This window comes from Clostridium facile (assembly GCF_014297275.1).
Lineage (GTDB): Bacteria > Bacillota > Clostridia > Oscillospirales > Ruminococcaceae > Massilioclostridium > Massilioclostridium facile.
Genome location: NZ_JACOQK010000001.1, coordinates 2058031 through 2079771, shown reverse-complemented (window position 1 = coordinate 2079771; position 21741 = coordinate 2058031). Strand labels below are relative to the sequence as shown.

14 protein-coding genes and 1 other annotated feature are annotated in these 21741 nt (G+C 38.5%); of the genes, 9 read left to right on the top strand and 5 right to left on the bottom strand.

All coding sequences use genetic code 11. The annotated features are described in order from the left end of the window. Positions 1-105: 105 nt before the first annotated feature. From H8Z77_RS08680 to H8Z77_RS08670, 3 genes are all read right to left on the bottom strand, one after another. Entirely contained in the window at positions 106-1851 is a 1746-nt protein-coding gene (locus H8Z77_RS08680) for a peptidoglycan DD-metalloendopeptidase family protein (RefSeq protein ID WP_069987663.1), read from the bottom strand. 200 nt (positions 1852-2051) lie between these two features. Further along, positions 2052-2510 (bottom strand): S-ribosylhomocysteine lyase, encoded by a 459-nt coding sequence (locus tag H8Z77_RS08675; protein ID WP_186996764.1) that lies wholly within the window; start codon positions 2508-2510, stop codon positions 2052-2054. A 12-nt stretch (positions 2511-2522) separates the two neighbouring features. After that, positions 2523-3098 (bottom strand): DUF6106 family protein, encoded by a 576-nt coding sequence (locus H8Z77_RS08670; protein WP_069987667.1) that lies wholly within the window; start codon positions 3096-3098, stop codon positions 2523-2525. A gap of 216 nt (positions 3099-3314) precedes the next feature. After that, positions 3315-3543: a binding site (T-box leader), on the top strand. Positions 3544-3628: 85 nt separating this feature from the next. On the opposite strand from H8Z77_RS08670, the gene pheS reads away from it, so the two are divergent. Together pheS and pheT are read left to right on the top strand one after the other, a co-directional pair. Continuing rightward, complete coding sequence (pheS, locus tag H8Z77_RS08665; RefSeq protein ID WP_069987669.1) at positions 3629-4648, top strand: phenylalanine--tRNA ligase subunit alpha; 1020 nt, start codon at positions 3629-3631, stop codon at positions 4646-4648. A 49-nt stretch (positions 4649-4697) separates the two neighbouring features. Further along, a complete protein-coding gene (gene pheT / locus H8Z77_RS08660; RefSeq protein ID WP_186996763.1) occupies positions 4698-7070 on the top strand; it encodes a phenylalanine--tRNA ligase subunit beta in 2373 nt (790 codons plus the stop codon). 859 nt (positions 7071-7929) lie between these two features. Here pheT and H8Z77_RS08655 read toward each other — a convergent pair. Then, positions 7930-11925 (bottom strand): glycosyl hydrolase, encoded by a 3996-nt coding sequence (locus H8Z77_RS08655; RefSeq protein WP_186996762.1) that lies wholly within the window; start codon positions 11923-11925, stop codon positions 7930-7932. A gap of 225 nt (positions 11926-12150) precedes the next feature. Between H8Z77_RS08655 and H8Z77_RS08650 the strand changes: the two genes are divergently transcribed. Continuing rightward, complete coding sequence (locus H8Z77_RS08650) at positions 12151-13272, top strand: AraC family transcriptional regulator (RefSeq protein WP_186996761.1); 1122 nt, start codon at positions 12151-12153, stop codon at positions 13270-13272. Between the two features lie 519 nt (positions 13273-13791). Here the strand turns inward: H8Z77_RS08650 and H8Z77_RS08645 are convergent. Continuing rightward, a complete protein-coding gene (locus tag H8Z77_RS08645) occupies positions 13792-15396 on the bottom strand; it encodes a peptidoglycan D,D-transpeptidase FtsI family protein (RefSeq protein ID WP_186996760.1) in 1605 nt (534 codons plus the stop codon). A 216-nt stretch (positions 15397-15612) separates the two neighbouring features. Between H8Z77_RS08645 and guaA the strand changes: the two genes are divergently transcribed. The 6 genes from guaA (at position 15613) to H8Z77_RS08615 (ending at position 21629) form a co-directional block, all read left to right on the top strand. After that, positions 15613-17145: a glutamine-hydrolyzing GMP synthase gene (gene guaA / locus H8Z77_RS08640; RefSeq protein ID WP_186996759.1), complete on the top strand. Its 1533-nt coding sequence runs from the start codon at positions 15613-15615 to the stop codon at positions 17143-17145. 4 nt (positions 17146-17149) lie between these two features. Continuing rightward, the gene (locus H8Z77_RS08635) at positions 17150-17593 is read left to right on the top strand and encodes an SRA domain-containing endonuclease (protein WP_186996758.1); all 444 of its coding nucleotides are present in this window, start codon (positions 17150-17152) and stop codon (positions 17591-17593) included. A gap of 133 nt (positions 17594-17726) precedes the next feature. Beyond that, the gene (locus tag H8Z77_RS08630; protein WP_186996757.1) at positions 17727-18164 is read left to right on the top strand and encodes a hypothetical protein; all 438 of its coding nucleotides are present in this window, start codon (positions 17727-17729) and stop codon (positions 18162-18164) included. An 83-nt stretch (positions 18165-18247) separates the two neighbouring features. Beyond that, positions 18248-18877: a CatB-related O-acetyltransferase gene (locus H8Z77_RS08625; RefSeq protein WP_069987528.1), complete on the top strand. Its 630-nt coding sequence runs from the start codon at positions 18248-18250 to the stop codon at positions 18875-18877. Between the two features lie 449 nt (positions 18878-19326). Continuing rightward, a complete protein-coding gene (locus tag H8Z77_RS08620; protein ID WP_069987527.1) occupies positions 19327-20262 on the top strand; it encodes a DMT family transporter in 936 nt (311 codons plus the stop codon). Between the two features lie 38 nt (positions 20263-20300). Then, on the top strand, positions 20301-21629 hold the full coding sequence (locus H8Z77_RS08615; protein WP_069987526.1) for an MATE family efflux transporter: 1329 nt from the start codon (positions 20301-20303) through the stop codon (positions 21627-21629). Positions 21630-21741: the final 112 nt, after the last annotated feature.

Here is a 21741-nt window from a genome sequence, read left to right as displayed (position 1 = left end):
AAAGAAAAATTTTATAAAAAGGAAAAACCCTTTTGATGTAAAAGAAACATCAAAAGGGTAAAATAATATACTGTTATCGAATCTAGAATTGTTTATTGTGGTTAATTAACGAGGAACATAATCAAATGGGTCTAATTTTGTTCCGTTAGAACGAATTTCAAAATGGAGATGGTTACCAGTGGATTGACCAGTTGTACCAACGTAGCCAATTTGTTGGCCGGCACTTACGGTTTGACCTGCACTAACCCCTAATCTGGATTGATGCCCATACAATGTTTGCACACCGTTGCCATGGTCAATAATGACACACAAACCATAACCAGAATACCATTTCGCTAAAATTACAGTACCGGAGGCTGCCGCGTAAATCGGAGTACCGGATGGAGCTGCCCAGTCGATACCATGGTGACCATTTCCGACACCACGGCTTACTTTACCAACACCAGAACTCAGTGGACGTACAAAATTTACACCAGATAAGCTTCCACTACCAGTAGAAGCAGGTAGTACCTTATTATTATCAGAAGTTTTTACTGGTTCTTTTGTCCCCTGCAATTTAATCTCATTTACTGGTGCGGATACTTGCGCTGTATTGGTAACAGTTTTGCTCACTTCTTCTCCGTTTACTACCTGAACCAATGCGGTAACATGGTTAATTCCATTTTGACCTGCCTGCGCAATAGAGGTTTGACCCTGATACATATTCCCATCATCTTGAGTGATGGATTGATATGGTACCTCTTCATCATATTCGACCTGTTTAGTAGCGGTTACACTTAAAAATGGAATGGTCTTAGAGATTTTAACTTGTTGTCCAATTTGGATGGTTTCCTCTGGGATTTCTGGATTTAATGCCTTAATCTCTCCAATGCTGACGGATGTCTTTTGTGCAATGGTAGTGAAAGTATCACCAGGGACAACAGTGTAGGTTTGCTCGCTTTGAACATCAGAATTAACCAGATTTAACAAATCTTCTTCTGGTACAATCGCATCCTGTAAGTATAATCCGGTTTTTAAAACAATCGGGCTTACAAAGGAAGCATCGGTTGTACCGGTTTGTTGCTGATATTCAACCAAAATATTTTCCAGGGTAGTTTCCAAGTTAGCGGAATTTGTGGTTGCACCATAAAACTGGTTATCAATATACAATCCTGTTGCAGTGGAAATATCCGTAGAGGAACAGCTAATCAGTTTGTTTGCTAATTCAGCCGAATTGACTAAATCCTCTTTTTCATGAATTTTTGTCAAAGAAAATTCTGGCTGGATGTCAAATTCAGATTCGTCATTTACATATACCATTTGTTGGGCAATCAGATCTGTCGCCTCATCAAAATCGCTTTCTTTTTCAATATAAGCAACGACTTCTCCATCGTGGGTAACAGCAATTGCATATTCTTGGCTGGTAAAGTGATGCACTACAAAGCCAAATGCTACAATAACAACAACAGGGACAACCACATTCAAAAATTTTCCAAAGGTAACTCGACCGGAATGGACTTGGTGCGCTAGGACTTGTTTTGTCCGCTGGCCTTTTGCGCCAACACCTTCAATTTCTTTCAATTCCTGATGTAAGTTGTGGATACTGCGGAATGGGGAACCAAAACCGTTTGCCACACGTTCCGCAAAACGGCCTGCTCTTTGCCAAAACCCCATAAAAAAGCTTTTGAACCACCTGCCGCATGCAAACACAGGACGCTTGATAAAACGACCAAAATGAACTACAGCAGAACTGGTATAAGTTCCGATATAAGAAAAAATAGATGATAATGTAATTTGTTTTTTAAATTGTTCAACTTCATCTGTTTCAGCCGGCAGTTTCGTTTCTGCCTCATTACAGTTGTGAAGTGCCATAATAAGTTCTCCTCATAATAAATTTGTCGGTTTTCAAAAGAAAGATTTCTAAACCGTAACAACTTATTACAATTCAGTAACAAGCTTACTCCTATTATACAATAAATTAGAAAAAATGCAACTGCAACACAAAGAATGTTTACAAAATATCAGCGTATTCTAGTAGCCTTAACTAGTTTTAATAAATAATTTTGTGCGTATTAACAGTTATATTGCAGTTGTTCTACGGAATAGTTTTCTAATTTTTCTAAAATTTGGATAACGTCCCGTTTGGCGGAAGGCAAATCATGTTCCAGATAATTTCCACATTCCGGTTCTGTTGCCCCTGGGATTTCCCCTTCAAAATCTTTGATAAACTCCATGGATTGACGAACAATTTCGATTGCGGTTTCGTGAGGTAGATTACGGGTAATAAAATAGAACCCAGTACGGCACCCCATTGGCCCTACATAAACCACATGGTCAGCATGTTCTGTGTTGCGTGCATAAGTGGCAAAAAGATGTTCTATTGTATGCATAGATGGATTAGAAAGGTAAACCCCTCCATTGGGTTTTACCATCCGGACATCATAGGTGACAATGTCATCATCTATACGAGAGATATACATACCAATCCCCAGTTTGGTGTGATCAACAGTAAAGCTGGCAATTTTTTTCATAATAGGTTCCTCCTATCTTTCGGTTTGTTCCGTAGATTCTTCTGTCTTTGTATGTTGTTCTACTATTTTTTCAATTTGCTCTGTTTGGTCTTGTTGGTGTAGGCAGTCCAATATTGCTCGGTCCATTGTTTCATCCGGGGAAATGACCAATAAGCTGGGTTTCCCAGTGCTACGGGAACGGAAACAGATATATTTATTGTTCTTATAATCGGGATGTTTTGTAGCATATAAAACCTGTTCGTAGTTGGACTTTTCTAGATTAATTCCATCTTTATTTGTATAAGAAAGAAAATCATGTACTGGACGGACAAACATTCTGTCTTGTTTCCGCTGCGCTGTTAACAGAACAGTAAATCTGCCTTCGTCTAGGGTATAATCATAAACCTGTTTGGTCTTACCTACTACCTTGCAGGCATAGTAAACCACGGCAATTGCTACAATATATCCGATAATTGAGAATATCCCCATTTTAGAGGCAAAAAAGAAAATGCATCCAAAAATAAAAATACAAATAAAAACCAAAAGGGTTTGCTGACGTTTCTCTTTTTTGGTTACTTCCCGTTTTACTGTTTGGTGGATATAGTCCATTTTCATTCCTCCATATAGATATTCTTATAAAAAGGATTTTTTCTGACATTATGGCAGTTTATACAATATTTTAGCATAATTTTTTTATTAGTACAATAGAAATCTCTTGCCTTTACAGGAGAATCTTGTTATAATAAAAAAATAGAATTAATTTTAATAATATTGTTTTCATTAATGGTACCTATCAATGTACTATTAAAATGAGTTTTTGTTTTCACAAACACATAGACCGGGTTTTAGTAAGAATCAGAACCGCATGGCATCAGAGAGGTTTGCCACCGTCTGTAAGCAAACCACATGCCTGATTTCCGAATTTCCCCCGTGAGTGGCTCTGTTGAACTTGAGTAGGCAGTGACGGTTTGCCCCCGTTAAAGGTGTTGAGTGCCTGGCTATTTTGAGCTGGGAATCAGGGTGGTAACACGGAACCAATGGCTTCGTCCCTTATAGGGGCGGAGCCTTTTTTGTTATATGAGTTTGTGGAAACACAATTTTAGGAAAGTAAATCAAAATAAATCGAGGAGGCAAATACGATGAAACAAGCGCTGGAACAGATTAAAGCTACAGCGGAACAAGCACTGCATGCCTGTACAGACCTGAAGGAATTGGATGCCATAAGAGTAAAATTCCTAGGCAAAAAAGGTGAGCTGACTTCTATTTTAAAACAAATGGGAAAACTCTCCCCAGAAGAACGCCCCGTTATTGGACAATTGGCAAACCAGATTCGTGGGGATATTGAGCAGGATATCACAACCCGTATGGCTGAAATCAAACAAGCGGAGATGGAACGCCAGTTAAAAGCAGAAAAAATTGATGTTACCCTGCCAGGACAAAAATTCCAAATGGGGAAAAAGCATCCGTTAACCGCTGTTTTGGATGAAATTAAAGATATCTTTTTAGGAATGGGGTTTGATATTGCAGCAGGTCCAGAGGTAGAAACCGACTACTATAACTTTGAGGCGTTGAACCTGCCAAAAAACCATCCAGCACGGGATACCCAGGACACTTTCTACATTACAGATAATATTCTGTTGAGAACCCAAACATCCCCTGTACAAATTCGTGTGATGGAAAACAAGAAGCCTCCAATTCGTGTGATTGCACCAGGTCGTGTATACCGTGCGGATGCGGTGGATGCAACCCACTCCCCATTATTCCATCAAATTGAAGGCTTGGTTGTGGATAAAAACGTTACCATGGCTGATTTGAAAGGGACTCTGGAGATTTTCGTGAAAAAATTATATGGGGAAGAATCGGTTGTCCGGTTCCGTCCACACCATTTTCCATTTACAGAACCATCCGCTGAACTGGATGTTCAGTGTTTCTCTTGTAAGGGGGAAGGCTGTCGCTTGTGTAAAGGGGAAGGCTGGATTGAAATCCTTGGTTGTGGTATGGTTCACCCAAAAGTATTGCAGAACTGTGGGATTGACCCAGAAGAATACAGCGGATTTGCGTTTGGTATGGGTCTGGAACGTGTGGTAATGCGCCGCTATAATATTGACGACCTGCGTATGTTCTTTGAAAACGATATGCGTTTTTTAACTCAGTTCTAATGGAAACCAATTTAAATCAAAATAATTCCGAAATAGGAGGAAGATCGTAATGAATTTGTCCGTGAAATGGCTTTCTGACTATGTGGATGTAGACGTAACCCCAAGGGAATTCTCCGAAGCGATGACTATGTCCGGCTCCAAAGTAGAAGGCTATGAAATAGAAGGGGAAGAAATCTCCAAAGTTGTAGTAGGAAAAGTATTATCCATTGAAAAACACCCAGATGCGGATAAACTGGTGGTTTGTCAGATGGAAGTTGGCCAGCCAGAACCAATCCAGATTGTAACAGGTGCCACCAATTTAACTGTAGGAGATTTGGTGCCAGTTTGCTTGGATGGTGCAATCCTGCCAGGGGGTAAAAAAATTAAAAAAGGAAAACTCCGTGGCGTATTGAGCCAGGGGATGATGTGTTCTTTAGGGGAATTAAAACTAACCAAGAACGATTTCCCTTATGCCATTGAGGATGGTATTTTTGTATTGCAGGAAGATTGCCAGATTGGCCAGGATATCCGGGAAGCAATTGGATTAAACGACACCTGTGTAGAATTTGAAATTACCTCCAACCGTGCAGACTGTTTGTCCGTTTTAGGTTTGGCAAGGGAAGCAGCAGCAACATTTCAAACACCATTGCATTGGAACAAACCAGAAGTAAAATCCTGTGGTGGTGATATTAATGATGAATTGAATGTAACAGTGGAAAATACCGACCTCTGTACCAGATATATGGCCAAAATGGTGAAAAACGTAAAAATTGGGCCATCTCCACGTTGGATGAGGGAACGTTTACGTGCAAGTGGCGTGCGTCCTATCAATAACTTGGTGGATATTACCAACTATGTGATGCTGGAATATGGTCAACCAATGCATGCGTTTGACCTACGGTTTGTAGAAGACCATTCCATCCACATCCGCACCGCAAGAGAAGGGGAGGTCATCACGACACTGGAAGGAGCAGAACACAGATTAACTCCTGAAATGCTGGTCATCTGCGATAGCAAAAAACCAATTGGCGTTGCAGGCGTTATGGGAGGGGAATACAGTGGTATTATGGACGACACCACAACTGTTGTATTTGAATCCGCTATGTTTGATGGGGCTTCTGTTCGAACTACAGCCAAAGCATTAGGAATCCGTACAGAATCTTCCGCCCGGTTTGAAAAAGGTTTGGATGCCCGCAATTGTGAGGATGCTATCATGCGTGCATGCGAATTGGTAAATATTCTGGGCTGCGGAGAAGTTGTAGATGGAACCATTGACAAAACTTACTTTGACCCAACTCCAAAAACAGTTACTTTTGAGCCAGAGTGGACCAACCAGTTCCTGGGAATTCAATTGACCAGGGAAGAAATGGTGAAAATTTTAGAAAGCCTTTCCTTTAAAGTGGATGGAGACCAAATTGAGGTACCAGCTTTCCGAATTGATATTGAACACAAAGCGGATATTGCGGAGGAAATTGCTCGGATTTACGGTTATAACAATATTCCAACTACAGTTATCCGTGGAGTTGCGGAAGCAAGCCTGACTCCTGAACAGCAGTTTGAAAAGAAAACAGGGGAGATTCTCCGCGCTTTGGGATGCAATGAAATTGCAACCTATTCGTTTATCAGCCCCAAATATTACGATAAAATTAATCTTCCAAAAGATAGCCAATTGCGTGAATCTGTTACCATTTCCAATCCATTAGGGGAAGATACCAGCGTAATGCGTACCACAGCAATCCCCTCCATGTTGGAAGTTTTGTCTCGCAACTACAACAACCGTAACCCACAGGCTTGGATGTATGAAATTGCTACTGTTTATCTGCCAAAGGGAAAAGATGTTCAGCCAGATGAGTTGAATAAAATTGTCATCGGCTTATACGGTGGTAGCAGTGATTTCTACACCTTAAAAGGTATGGTGGAATTGTTGTTGGATCGTTTGAATATCAAAGATTGGGACATTGCAGTTACAGAAGATGCAATTCCATTCCATAGTGGACGCTGCGCTACCATCCTGAAAGATGGTGTGGAATTGGGTGTATTGGGAGAAATCCATCCAGCGGTATTAAACAATTATGGAATTGGAACGAAAGCATATGTGGCAAACTTTGATATGCAGGCTTTGTTTGCAGCACAATCCGAGGAGGCTACCTATCATCCATTGCCAAAATTCCCAGCAAGCACCCGTGATTTAAGCCTTGTTTGCGAAGAAGAATTGCCAGTGATTGAGATCGAAAAAGTAATCAAATCCTCTGTAGGCAAGATTTTGGAGCAATTGGAACTGTTTGATATTTTCCGTGGTGAACAAATCGGGGAAGGTAAAAAATCTGTTTCCTTCTCTCTAGTAATGCGTTCCCATGACCATACATTAAATGATGAGGAAGCGGACAACGCTATCAAAAAGGTACTGAAAAATCTAGAAAAAATCAATGTTGTTTTGAGATAACAATATTGTATTATAAAAGAAGCACCGATTTTTGCTTGAAAAAACCGGTGCTTCTTTGTTTATGAAAAGTAAATTATTAATGCTATATTTTATAAAAAAGAATATTCAAAAGAAAACTTTGATAAAATATGAAATGCGAAAGATAAGTGATTTACAGATAGTAAATTGATAGGAAGAACAGAGCGAAAAAATATGGGTATGAGTTTTATTGGCAGTTCGCCTTGAACCTTATTTGAAGAAATTTTTATCAGTTCTACAAATTAACAGCCCTACTAGTGGAATCCCATAAAAAGCTTTCGCTTGAAGCATCAAGGAATGTAATATATGAAAAGAAAACTTCTGTTAGAATGATAGTTACAGGTTTATAAACTGTAGGGTCAATAATACAAAAATTTAGTACATCCATAGGATATTGATGTAGGTGCTTATGAGGCTATATTACAGTCATAAGAGTGTATAGGTAAAATAAAATCGTTTCTACTAAAAAATTACTAAACTTGAATCTAAAATAAAACCCTATTTTGATATAAAATAGGATTGGTCTAATCATTTACAAAATTCAAAACCACCGGTTGAACTGGTAACTTGCACGACCCCTAAAAGACTGGCTATTACTGGTTTAACTCCTATTATTACGTTACATCATAAATAGGGCAAAAATAGTACTTTTTAATTCGCTATTTTTTGTATATTCTTTGACTTTTCGACTAGCATAAAGCTCGCCGTTATAATTGTTGCATTACTCTTTTTCATCCCTGGTAAAACCAAGTTTTTTTCACGTCTAAATACACTAAAAAACAAGGCAATCTATTTAATAGATTGCCTTGTTTTAAAAATATAGGAAAGGATAAGAACGCTATTATTTTTTCCTACGGGTACAATATACGGTTGCACCAGCTACAACAATGGCGGCTAATCCTGCAATTGGAGCAAAATCTCCTGTTTTTGCTGCGGTCGCTTTGGTTGTTGTAGTTGTGTGCCCAGTTTGGGTAGCTGTTGAAGGATTGTTTTCGCTTGGTGTTTCAACTGTTCCATTTACTGCTACTAAACCATTCATTGCACTCTGTACGTTTGTTACTGCTACGTCTACTTCCTCCTGAGTTGCATTTTCATTTTCCAATACTGCTTTTGCGTCTTTTACTGCTGTTGCCAGTACTGCATAGCTTTCCGCTGTATATGCGTTTGCATTTACTTTGTCTGCTTCTGCTACTACTTCTTCTAGGATAGATTTATCTGCTTTGTATCTCAGGTTTAACATTGCGTTTAACAAGTCATCCGCTACTTCATTGATTTCTGCCTGCATGGCATCCCCATCTTGGTATACCCCTTGGGCTGCTTTCAATGCTGCGATGAATTCCGATTTGCCAGCTTCTACATAACGGTCTAATTCTCCGTTAATTTCTTCCGCTGCTGCGATTAAGCTTGTTAATTCTGTCTTATCCCCTGCGATAAATCCTAATTTATGGATTTCATTCAGCAGTGTTTGCCATGCTGCATCCACTTCTTCCTGGGTTGCTCCTACATTGTTTGCTACTGCCTTCGCATTTTCCAATGCCGCGTCAAAGGATTTTTGTACACTTTCGATGGCATTATCATATTCTCCACTGGCTTTTGCATTTTCCGCATAAGTAATGACAGAATTTAAAATGGATTTATTACTTTGTGTTTCAGTTACTGGAACTTTTGTCATAGTAACCAATTTTACTTCACCTGTTAAGCCATAGTCATCTGGCTGTACATCATTTAACCAGGAATCTTTATCTTTCCATCCAGCATAATCCAATTTGCGCATGATGTTTCTTAAGCTGGAAGTAACTCGTACTTCAATTTTGTTTTCTCCAGGAACACAGTATTGACTGATATCTGCATCACGACCATCCATATTTAATCCAACTTGTTGATCGTTTACAAATAGTGCTGCTGTTCCATTATTAAAGGACTCTGCGTTGAATTCAATGGACTGGTTCTCACTGGACCAATTTTCTGGTAGGGTAAAGGTTGTGGTGTAGTGTCCAACACCGGATACATCTTCCCCTACTGCTTCAATATCTTTCCATGGTTTCAGTTCGCTTAATTCGCCTGCGTTCTTTTCTACTTTATTCGTGCTATAAGTAACTTCAGTTGTGGTATAACCGAAACCTCTATCTTCTGTACGGGTTAGTTTATCACCTGGCTCCCAGGATTCTACAGTCAGATTCCATTTATCCAGATTAATGTCATCCAAAGCTTCTACATTGGTTTTAAAAGTTGAGCCATCACTATAGGTAATAGTAGCTGGTCCACTCTCACTGACATTCATAACAGTTTGACCGTCTTCCACGGAAAGTTTATAAACATTGTCTTTGTTTACAATTGTTTTTTCGGTTGGGTCTTCTACATCAGGGTTTAATGTGAAAATCATCACTTCACCTGGAGCGATATCCACATTTAGGATTGTTCTGCCATCTTCATAAGAGTAGTCCACTACTTCATTGACTTCACCTGTCCAGGTATCCAGTACATAAGGGGCATATATACCATCTACTGAAACCTGTCCAACATAATTTTCGGTATCTTCATACATGTAGTTATAGAGGAATAAATAAGTTGCATCTTCAGATTTTCTCATTACTGGAACGATATTCTGGTTGATTTCCACGTTTTCGGAACGAGGTTTTACGTTTAATTCCGCCAACGCATCGTAAGCTTCTTCTACAGAGCCAATACATTTTACATTGTCCAATTGACGGATCTGATCCATAACAGCAACCATTTCTTCATCTAATCCATCATTAGAACCGGTTGTGATCGCTGCGCCATCATTGTATTTATATACTCTGCCTGTTTGGTCAGAGTTCCGTACAAATTCGGTGCTTGGGCCGTCTACCAGGATGACAGGTAAACCACTTTGTGCCCATTGCAATAGAACTTTGGCGCTTTCATAAGGCATTTCTTCTTGATATACCACAATTGCTTGGTAACCAACTCCATCCGCTTGGATTAAGCCGTCGCTACATGTGATATCTTGATCTTGCAGCAAGTATGGGGAGAAGTAATCATAGGTATAACCTGCATCTTGTAAGGTCGTATCCTGCCAGTAAATACCTTTATGCTGATGGAAATCATTGTTGATATAGTCTTTGGAACCATCATTTCTTAATAGGCCACAGTTAAAGAAGTAGTCATTTCTCAAAATAGCCAAATCCATTTGAGGAACGCCTTGTTCCAACACTTTTTGGACACGGTTTAAATGGGTATTTAGTTCATTATAATCCATGGACCATGGTTGGCGTTTGTTAATACGTTCGGAGAACCTTGGCATCATACCTTCGTATCCTGGCCAAGAGCAGTTTTGTTCTGGTCCATATTCAGAGGAATATCCATGGGTTACAACTTTTTGAATACCGGAAGCATATTGAGTATAGTAAATTTGACGCAGGTAATTATTGTTATTGTAATAGTTTTGATAATACATTGCGCCGGTTTCAGAGGAGTAACGTTTATTATAAAGATGAGCTGCACCAGACATACCACGGAACAATTCTGGTTCTACTCCCATTTCAAAGGATTCGGTTTCAACAAAATCCAAATCTTTAATTGGCTGGGAAATTTCCAACATAGAACCATAAGAGTTCTCCGCACGCAGGTTCATTCCAAAAGAATCCAGCCATTGTTCCAGTGGCTGTAAGCAGTTTTCACGGTACAAATCTGTATCGGTTTGATACATATCGTTACGAATGCGGTCAGTAAAATCACAATCTTCATCTCCAGCCAGTTCGTATTGGTAGCGTAGGTTACCTTTATCGTTCCCAGCTTTGGAGCCTTCCCGTAAAATCATAAATGGAAGGTAGAGGGATGGATCATAGCCTCTTCTGGTTTCAAATTGCTCAATGTAATCCGTACACCATAATTGGCCTGTTGTGTTGGTTCCCCTTGGGCGAAGTTCTAGAGAATCCATGTAGAAGTCCGCTTCATCCACCTGTTTTATGTAGCTTTGCATCTCTTCATCCAAAACATGTTGCTGCCAATAGTCAATTAAAGCATTCACACCTGTTTTGTCAAAGTAGTTAATAGTATAAGATTTTCCGGTAGTTGCCGGTTTATAAGATTCACTAGTACCGTATTTCCAGAACGCGAAGATTACAGTACCATCATCCGTTGCGGTATAGTTTAAGCATGGGTTTCCATTTTCATCGAATGAAACCTGGTCCGTTAAATCGGTTAAGGAATTTTCATCCAATGTAATGGCGTCATCCACACAGTTCCCAACCTGCATTTGCCTTGTGCCCACTTTTTTCGCGGAGATTACTTTTACTAAAGTTTGTTTGGTTGTTTCTCCTGGCAATTCACAGGTTGGTAATGCACTGTTAAAAGATTCGCCTGCTGCCAAATCAATTGTTTTATAGCCCAGCTCCTGAGAAGCTTTATCTTCATCTGGAGTAATATTAACTAGGTTAGAAGTAGCCCAATGGGTACCACCTGTCATACTAAAGCCCATCCCCAGTTCTGCACAGGTTTTGGCTACTAGATGGGAGTCATGGATCCATTCTTCAGAACCCCATGCGTATCGTTCATTGTCTAAATATTTGGACTCATCCAAAGTGACAAATTCAATTCCCCCAAATCCAGCGTCATATAACTCGTGGACAGATTCAATAATCGTCTGGTCAGTGTGACTACCTTCTGCCATCCACCAACGAGCATATAATTTGTGGGTCATTTCCGGATTTTCAAACCGGTTTTCCATTTTCTGAGCGAATTCATCTGTTTCTACAGCTGAAACAATTCCAGTGGAAGAAACAGTTGCGGCAGCTAACATGGATAAACAAATAGAAGCCGCGATAATCCGCTTTAAAGTACTTTTACTTTTCCTCATTGTGCTTTCTCCTTTGCAACAAATTTAGTTGGAATTTAAATCCTCTTACAGGATACCACAAGGAACTAGAGGAATATAGCATAATTTATGATTCAATCAGTACATTTTTTATGATATACCATGTCAATACAATAGATTGTTAATTGTGCAAAATAACTAAATAAATCGTTGACATAGGGAAAAATAGAATTTATAATGAGGTATAAAAGAAAGGGGAGAGGCTAGATGGAAACTTCTTTGCATAAAAAGTTTGGGGAACTGTTGGAAGAAATGCGGCAATCGCCAGATATTTGTGAGCATCGTACCAACCGGATTAGTGACCGAAAAAAGATCGATTTAGACCTTAGCCAGTTTGAAGTTCCACCAGAGGATATACAAGAGTTTTGCAAAGAAAGAAAGTGGAATCCGATTCCAACCAAACGGCGTTTTTTATCCGAACAAAAATATTTTTTGCCGAACCAAAACATAGGTGTGGTGTTGGATTGTGTTTCTAGATGGGAAGGGCTAGCGATTACATCGGAAAGCCAGCGGTTTTTAAATTCAAAAGATATATTTTACCATCCTACCCATTACCATGAGTTTTTTGAGCTAACCTATCTTTACTCTGGTACTTGTTATTGTTATATGGCTGGAAATGAATACCGAATGAAAGCCGGACAATTTTGGATTTATAATTCCCAAATCAAACATGGAATGTGCATTGTAGGGCGGGATACGAACCTAATTAATATCTTAATTCGAAAAACAACCTTTGAGCAAACTGTTGTACCTATGTTGAAAGAAAATAAGATGTTTTTGGATTTCTTTTTAGAATCAATTTATAATTTTAAAGAAGGGCCCAGCTGCTTACAATTTGAGGTGCCACAGGAAAGCTCTGGCCAGTACTGTCTTTATAAATTGACTCAGGAATTTGTAAAAGATGATATGTATTCCCAACAAATCATGTTGTTTTCCCTTTGTTCTTTATTGATGGAGCTCAGCCGGCAATATGCTCAAGTTGTTGACCAGCAGCCAGAGAAAATTTCCAGGGAATTGACCATAGAACAGGTCATTAGTTACCTCAATGATAACTACGCTGCCGCTACTTTAAAATCTACTGCCACTTTTTTTAATTATTCTTCCGAATATATTTCCCGATTAATTTCCCGCAAAACAGGAAAGTCTTTTTCAGAATGGCGTCTGGAAATTCAAATGCAGCATGCGTCGGAACTGCTGTCAAAAAGCCATTTACCAATTGATTTGATTTCCCAGCAAATTGGCTACTCAGAACGTCGAGCATTTGACTACGCTTTTAAAAAATATTTCCAAGTTACTCCGGCTCAGTACCGGAAAGAATTTTTTTCATAATAGATAAATAACGCCTTCCATTGTAATATAAAGTTGCAATAGAAGGCGTTTTATGATGATGTAGAAAATTAGAGAAAAAACAAATATAGAATTTATCTTTTCCACTATTATGGTTAGATGAAGCTGTACTTGTATCAAATAAGACCATATCTGTTTTGTAAATGAATGATTTGATCCTTTTGATCGAAAATAAACAACCAAAGTATACGAAACAAAATGATATTTGGTGAAACGATTTGCTTTATGCTAATGCATAACCATGTTATATTGGCTTTGTATGACAAAGTTTTCTATCTAAAAATAGATAGAAAACTTTTACGCCAGTGTACCAAAAAAGCGAGGTTTCATGTGAAAAGCCCAGTGTAAACTCCAGATTTATTGTGTTGTTTCTGCTGATAAGAAGTAAAATTGTGTCCTGTTTATAAAATTGTATAAATCACCAATTAATGCGTAATTTTAATGTTTTTTCTTTATTGTTCAACAAAAATATTTCTTAATTATTTTTAATAGGCGAAGGTATTATTTTTGCTCATATAGGGTAATTGCATCCGCTAATTTTGCGAAAATTGGACCAGCAGTATCGTTTCCAGAGGCCCCTTCTTCTACCAAAACTGTTATCACATATTTGGGGTCTTCTGTTGGAAAAAATCCGGTATACCAAGTTTGGCAGATTTCTACCCCGTTTTCATCATAGGTTCCAGTCTGTGCTGTTGCGGATTTTCCTCCAGCTGTTGTCAATTTTGGTTTCAGTCCCTCGGTATCCTGCCCCTTTAATGCTAGGATTAAATCTTCTTTTAAAATCGATGCAGTTTCTTCACTCATTACATAGGTAGGAGGTTGCGCCTGTGTAGGTTCTATTAAATCCGTTCCATTTTCTGTAGTCCCTAAAATTAGGCTGGGTTGAACTAGTTTTCCCTGGTTGAGTACACTTAAAAGCAGTCCGCTTACCTGAAAAGAATTTGCGGTGAGTTTTCCTTGCCCAAATCCAAAGTTTGCTAATTCTGCTGGGTTTTTTAAGTCATCCGTAGAGGGGAGAGTCCCTTTGGCAGCAACAATCCCACTTGCCAGTTCTAATTCTTTTCCAAACCCCATATCGGATGCGGTTTGTAAGATGGCATTTCCACCTGTTTGTAGTGCCAGATTGATATAGTAAGGATTACAGGATTTCTCTAAAGCTTGTTGCATATTTAAAGATCCGTGTCCAGCTAGGTGGTGGCATTTGAATACTTGACCTTTTACGTCAATTTTACCTGGGCAAAAAAAGGAATAGTTTGGAGAGATTCCCTGTTCCAATGCGGTGGCAGCGGTGGCGATTTTAAAGGTAGAACCAACATTGTAGGTGTACAGGCTGCGGTTAATTAAGGGTTTATTCTCATCGTTGATACTGGCTGCTACGTCATTTTGGGAATAGGTTGGAAAGCTGGCGCAGGCAACGATTTGGGACGTTTTTACATCAAATACGGTAATTGCTCCTTTTGGAATGGATTGTCCCCCTATTTTTTGCGCTAATTCCTGGATGCCACTATCCAACGTGAGTACAACGCCGCCATCGGAATTTCCCTGGATGGTCTGTTCCATTTCTTTTCCTTTGATTAAATTTCCTGTCCCATCCAACTGAAATGTTATCTGATAGTTGGAGGTGAAATTTTGCAATAATTCGTTGTAGGATTGTTCAATCCCACATACCGCTTCCCCATCCCCGTTTAAATATCCAATTAGATGGGGAGCAATACCGTTATCCCGGTAACGTTCTGAAACAGGAAATACCTGAATGCTGGAATGATTGCTGGAAGCCTTTTTGGATTCCACTAAGAATGGTTTGCCCTGTTGAATTTGTTCCGCGATTTCTTCTCGTTTTAATTCCGGATTTAAGTCTAATACTTGTTGAATGCAAGAAGGGTCAGGGAACACAACAGCAACATATTTTGTGGTTTGATTTACCATATTGTTAAAATTTCGGTCATAAATTCCTCCCCGTTGAGTGCTTAAGGTTAGGGTATAACTACTTTGCCTTTGTGCTGCTTGCGTTAAGTCAGTAGAACTTGCAAGGTAAACAATCCTTGTGGCTAGGATAGAGCATAATAAAATAAAAACGATAAATAATTTGGTTGCCCGTTTTAGCATATGTTTTCACCCGCTTTGTTTTTTGTCTGTCCATCCAAATTTTCCTGGAATCCTTTTTATTTTCTTCCCAATTTGCTGATTCATACAGAGGTAACGAAAAATAGCTTGAAATTTGTGAAATTTATTTGTACAATAATAAATGATAGGATGGGAAATAGCAGGGAACCTGTTATTTTTTCAATCACCCAAAAATTTAGTGAAGAAAGGTAATTGAATATGGCACATCAAAAAGTATTGGTCATTGACTTTGGTGGACAGTATAACCAACTGATTGCCCGGCGCGTTCGTGAATGCGGTGTGTATTGTGAAGTGGAACCCTATACCAAAGGGCTTGCTGTTGCAAAACAAGAAAAACCAGTTGGTATTATTTTTACTGGCGGTCCAAATAGTGTTTATGAGGAGAACGCCCCTAAAATTGATAAGGAAATTTTTGAACTGGGAATCCCTGTGTTGGGGATTTGTTATGGTGCTCAGGTGATGGCCCATTTGATGGGAGGTACTGTTTCCAGCGCTACCATGCGGGAATACGGCAAAACCGAAACAAACTTTGATACTTCTTCGTTAATGTTCCAGGGATTATCCGAAAATATGATTACCTGGATGAGCCATACGGACTATATTTCCGGCTTGCCAGAAGGGTTCCGTGCTTCGGCACATACCAAAGAATGTCCTGTGGCTGCGATGGAAAATCCGGAAGCGAAACTGTATGCAGTACAATTCCATCCAGAGGTAATGCACACCGAAAACGGCACAAAAATGCTGCATAACTTTTTGTATCACGTTTGTGGTTGTGTTGGTGACTGGACCATGGGGGACTATGCGAAAACCGCAATCGAGGATATCCGTGCAAAGGTTGGCGATGGGAAAGTATTGTTGGCACTGTCCGGAGGGGTGGATTCCTCTGTTTTGGCTGCATTGCTTTCTAAAGCGATCGGTCATCAGCTGACCTGTGTATTTGTAGACCATGGTTTAATGCGGAAAAACGAAGGGGACGAAGTAGAACAGGCTTTTGCTGATTGGGATTTGAACTTTATCCGTGTCAATGCAGAAGAGCGTTTTCTCTCCAAACTGGCTGGCATGAGCGACCCAGAAACAAAACGGAAAACCATTGGAGAAGAATTTATCCGTGTATTTGAAGAAGAAGCCAAAAAAATTGGTGCAGTTGATTTCTTAGCACAGGGAACAATTTACCCAGATGTGATTGAATCCGGTACAGGGGATGCTGCTGTCATCAAGAGTCACCATAATGTAGGCGGTTTGCCGGACTATGTTGATTTTAAGGAAATTATCGAGCCATTGCGTCTGCTGTTTAAAGATGAAGTTCGCCAATTGGGAATAGAGTTAGGTCTTTCCGATGTATTGGTATGGCGTCAGCCATTCCCAGGCCCAGGGCTTGCAATCCGTGTTATTGGAGAAATCACCAAAGAAAAACTGGATATTTTACGGGATGCTGACTGGATTTTCCGGGAGGAAATTGCAAAAGCAGGTCTTGACCGGGATATCCATCAATATTTCGCTGTGCTGACATCCATGCGTTCTGTTGGCGTAATGGGGGATGGCAGAACTTATGATTATACCTTGGCCCTGCGTGGCGTTACAACTACTGATTTTATGACAGCTGATTTCGCAAGAATCCCTTATGACCTTCTTGCCACAATTTCCAGCCGTATTGTCAATGAAGTAAAAAATATCAACCGCGTTGTGTATGATATCACCACGAAGCCACCATCTACAATTGAGTGGGAATAATGTTATGTTACAATTAGAACAAGGACAAACATTTACAAATAGAGCTGAAATCAGTAAACTGTTGGGAGGAAATCCACAAAGTGGAATTACCTTGGCGACAAAAGGAAAAGCAATTCTTCTATTTAAAAATGAAGAAGAACTTTATTCTGATTATTTCTATCCAAGAGGTACTTATGATTATTGTATGTACACTGGCATAGGAAGAGTGGGCCATCAAGACAGTTTATCCAACAAAATGTATGATTTAAATATTGCTGTTTTGTCGCATAAAAAACAAAATACGCCGCTACTAATTTTTGAAAAGAAAAAAGGAAATTATCATTTTGTTGGAGAATATGAGTTAACAGAAACACATCAAAATGTTCAACCAGACGATAATAATTTTTTGCGTAGAGTTTTTGTGTTTCATCTAAGAAAAGTTTCAGATTTTATCAAATTAGATTTATAGAATTAATAAATCTCGCTGACGAATCAGTAAATGGCAATAAGATGAATTGCTTCTGATTACCTAGCGAGATTTTTTCTTTACATTTAAACATCAAAGCAATATAATGAAACCAATGATAGGAGAAATAGAAAAAATGATTGAAACCATTTTGGCATATGCTCTTTTATGGAAATTAAATTTTATTCAAAAGGCATCATACGATGAGGCAGTAGATAGGCTTTTTTTTCAGTATGAGGATGAACCGTTATTGTTGGAATTGGAATGGAATTCGTATGATTGTGAGGAAAATTTGCAGCTTATTTATCAGTATATGTATGATAATCAATTAAGCTGTCAATATAATGCGTTTGGGAAGATATTGTTTCAGCTTTTAGAAAATATTTATTATAGTGGAATAAACAGTATTGAAGAATTTGGAAGGAAATCCTTTCAGTTATCTCGTCTATTTCCTGAACAAATTTTTCAAACAGAACCATTTTGGACGTTATCCTATGCTGATGATTGTTTAGCCTATGACGATGAAGCTCAAACGAGAGAGCTTTATGAAAAAGCGTTTCAATTTTATCAATAGTTAGATAGGAGTGGTAATGGTGAAAATTTGCATTGTATTATCTGGAATAGGGAACGAATAATTGAAAATTAGGAGGATATCAAATGACTATTCCAGATAAACAAATTTATCCCCGTACAGGAGACCAACAAACAATTTATTTGAAAAATGTAATTACCAACCCCAATATTATAGTTGGAGATTACACGATTTACAATGATTTTGTCCATGATCCAGTTATGTTTGAGCAGAATAATGTACTATATCACTATCCAATCAACAAAGACAAACTGATTATTGGAAAATTTTGTTCCATTGCTTGTGGAGTACGATTTTTGTTTAATAGCGCAAATCATACCCTATCTTCTTTATCCACCTATACATTTCCTCTTTTTTATGAGGAATGGGATTTGAAACAGCAAGATGTTGTTAATTCCTGGGATAATAAGGGCGATATTATAATTGGAAATGACGTTTGGATTGGTTATGAAGCAGTTATTTTATCCGGTGTTACCGTTGGGGATGGCGCAATTATAGGAACTCGTGCAGTGGTAACAAAAGATGTTCCACCATATACTATTGTTGGCGGTGTTCCTGCAAAACCAATTAAAAAACGGTTTTCAGAGGATACGATTGTTTCTTTGTTGAAAATCAAGTGGTGGGATTGGCCAAAAGAAAAAATTACAAACAATCTTTCTGCAATACAATCCGGCGACATCAAACAATTGAGATGATAGAATTGTCGATGCAACAATAAGGAAAAATCTTGGCTGTGAGATGGATAGTCTATATTTAAAGATATTGAAATTACTTATGGTAATTGGTGAGAAATAGTTAGCAAAAAGGCTTATGGAAAGTTCCATAAGCCTTTTTGTATATTGGTGTAAATTGAAAATATTTTGATTGTAACACAATAGGATAATCAGATTTCGGTTGTAAGAGAAGCTTTAATATGATAAAATTAAATGATATAAAAAAATAGTATTTGAAGTAAAAATCTAGCATAATGTAAGTGAATCTCCATTTTTCTACCTTACAATGAAGCTTATACAAATCAGTGTTATTTTACTTGTGTATATTGACATTATGATATAACATTAGATTCAATAGAACAGTAATGATCTTATTCCATTAAGATATTGTTACATCATAATAAAATAACTTATTAAAAAGGAGTATTTGAGTGAAGCCACAAAAATTATTACAAAAGCCTATTATAGTGGGAATATTAGCACTTATTTGTTGTGGGTTATGGGGGAGTGCCTTCCCTTGCATTAAAATTGGTTACCAATTATTAGAGATTCCTTCTGACGCTGTGGGGGATCAAATTGTATTTGCAGGCTATCGATTTGCGTTGGCAGGAGTTTTAACTATTTTATTGGGCAGTATATTGCAAAGAAAGCTGTTATTGCCTCGAAAACAAGCAGCTGGCAAAATATTTCATCTTTCTTTGTTACAGACGGTCATCCAGTATCTGTTTTTTTACATGGGATTGGCCCATACCAGCGGAGTAAAAGGGGCTATCATTGTAGGTACGAACAGCCTGTTGGCAATTTTAATTGCCAGCTTGCTATTCCGGCAGGAGAAATTAACTTTGCCAAAATTGATAGGGTGTATGGTAGGATTGATTGGAGTAATACTAGCAAATTTGAGTAGTGGTGGAATTGATTTTGATTTGAGCTTTCAAGGGGAGGGATTTGTTTTTATCTCGGCTATTTCCTATGCTTTTTCTTCTGTTTATTTGAAAAAATATTCGAAGGATGAAGATCCAGTAATGCTTAGCGGATACCAATTCCTGTTAGGTGGAATTATTTTAACCGGAACTGGTCTATGTATGGGTGGGCGTATTACAAATTTTCATTGGGATTCCAGCCTCATGCTCATTTATCTTGCATTTTTGTCCGCAGTTGCTTATTCTCTATGGGGAATTTTGTTAAAATATAATCCAGTATCCAAAGTGACCATTTATGGCTTCATGAATCCGGTTATCGGGGTTTTATTATCAGCTATATTGCTAGGCGAAGGGGAACAGGCATTTAGTCTTAAAAATATTTTCGCTTTGGTTTTGGTAAGTCTGGGAATATTTATTGTAAACCGTTTTCAATCCAAAACAGAATAATTGAATCGTGATAAAAAGAGACGATATGGAGGTTATCATTGAAGCATCACATTGAAAAAGAATTTACCTTTAAAGAACTGTTGGAGTTTGCTTTTCCAACCATGATTATGATGATTTTTATGTCATTATACACTATTGTGGATGGTTTTTTTGTTTCCCGTTTTGTTGGGGCAGAAGCTTTGTCAGCAGTAAATATTGTATATCCTTTGATTAGTATCAATATTGCAGTTGGCGTTATGTTTGCAACAGGGGGAAGTGCGGTTGTTGCCTGGACAATGGGACAGGGCAAGGAACATCAGGCGAAACGGTATTTTACTGGGTTGGTGATTGTTGCTTTTGTCTTATCAGTAATTATTGCGGTTTTAGTATTGTGCAATATGGACCGTTTGATTGAGTGGCTGGGAGCTGAAGGGGAGTTAAAGCAATATTGTAAAGATTATTTGTGGATTATGATGCTATACTCCCCTGTTTCCACGTTACAGTTGATGTTCCAGGATTTTCTGGTAGTGGCAAGCCGTCCTCATCTGGGATTAGGGCTTTCCATTGGTTCTGGTATATTCAATATGGTATTTGACTATTTGTTAATTGCGGTATTCCATATGGGTGTTCAAGGTGCCGCCTATGCTACCGTGGGAGGATATTTTGTTTCAGCAATTGGGGGAATCCTGTTTTTCCTGTTCCATAAGAAAGGGTTGAAATTTACAAAACCAGCATTTCCTATCAAAATGATTTTGAAGAGCTGTGCCAACGGCTCCTCCGAGATGGTCACCAACCTTTCTACCAGTATTACAACGGCATTGTTTAATTTTTATATGTTGCAATTCGCCGGTGCAAACGGTGTGGCTTCGATTACAACTGTGTTGTACTGCCAATTTTTAATGACCTCTATTTTTATTGGCTTTTCCATTGGTGTAGCACCGGTCATTTCTTACCATTATGGGGCACAAAATCAGACTTTTTTAAGAAAAGTATTAAAATGGTGCGTCCAGTTTATTTTAGTTTGTTCAGTAGCGATGTGGTTGCTTTCTCTATTGGGGGCGGATTTTGTGGCAAAAGTATTCTTTACATCAGGTACAGAAGCATACTCCTTAGCCGCGCATGGGCTGCGTTTATTTGGTGTTTCGTTCCTGTTCGCAGGGATTAATATCTTTGGGTCGGCAATGTTTACCGCTTTGGGAAATGGACTTATTTCCGCAGGAATTTCCTTTTCCAGAACATTGGGCTTTACCGTTATTGGAATAGTAGGGATGTCTTATATTTGGGGAATGGATGGGTTATGGTTCGCAGTACCGTTTGCGGAGTTGGTGACTATATTTGTTGTAATAATATGTGCGAGAAAATTAAAAACACAATATCATATTTTCTAGAAAAATAAAAATGAATAAGAGGACTGCCCTATAAAACGAGGATAAAAAATTCTTTTGGATGTTGATCCAATTGAATGGAAGTAAATTGTTTGAAAAGGCAGCTTTTTATCAT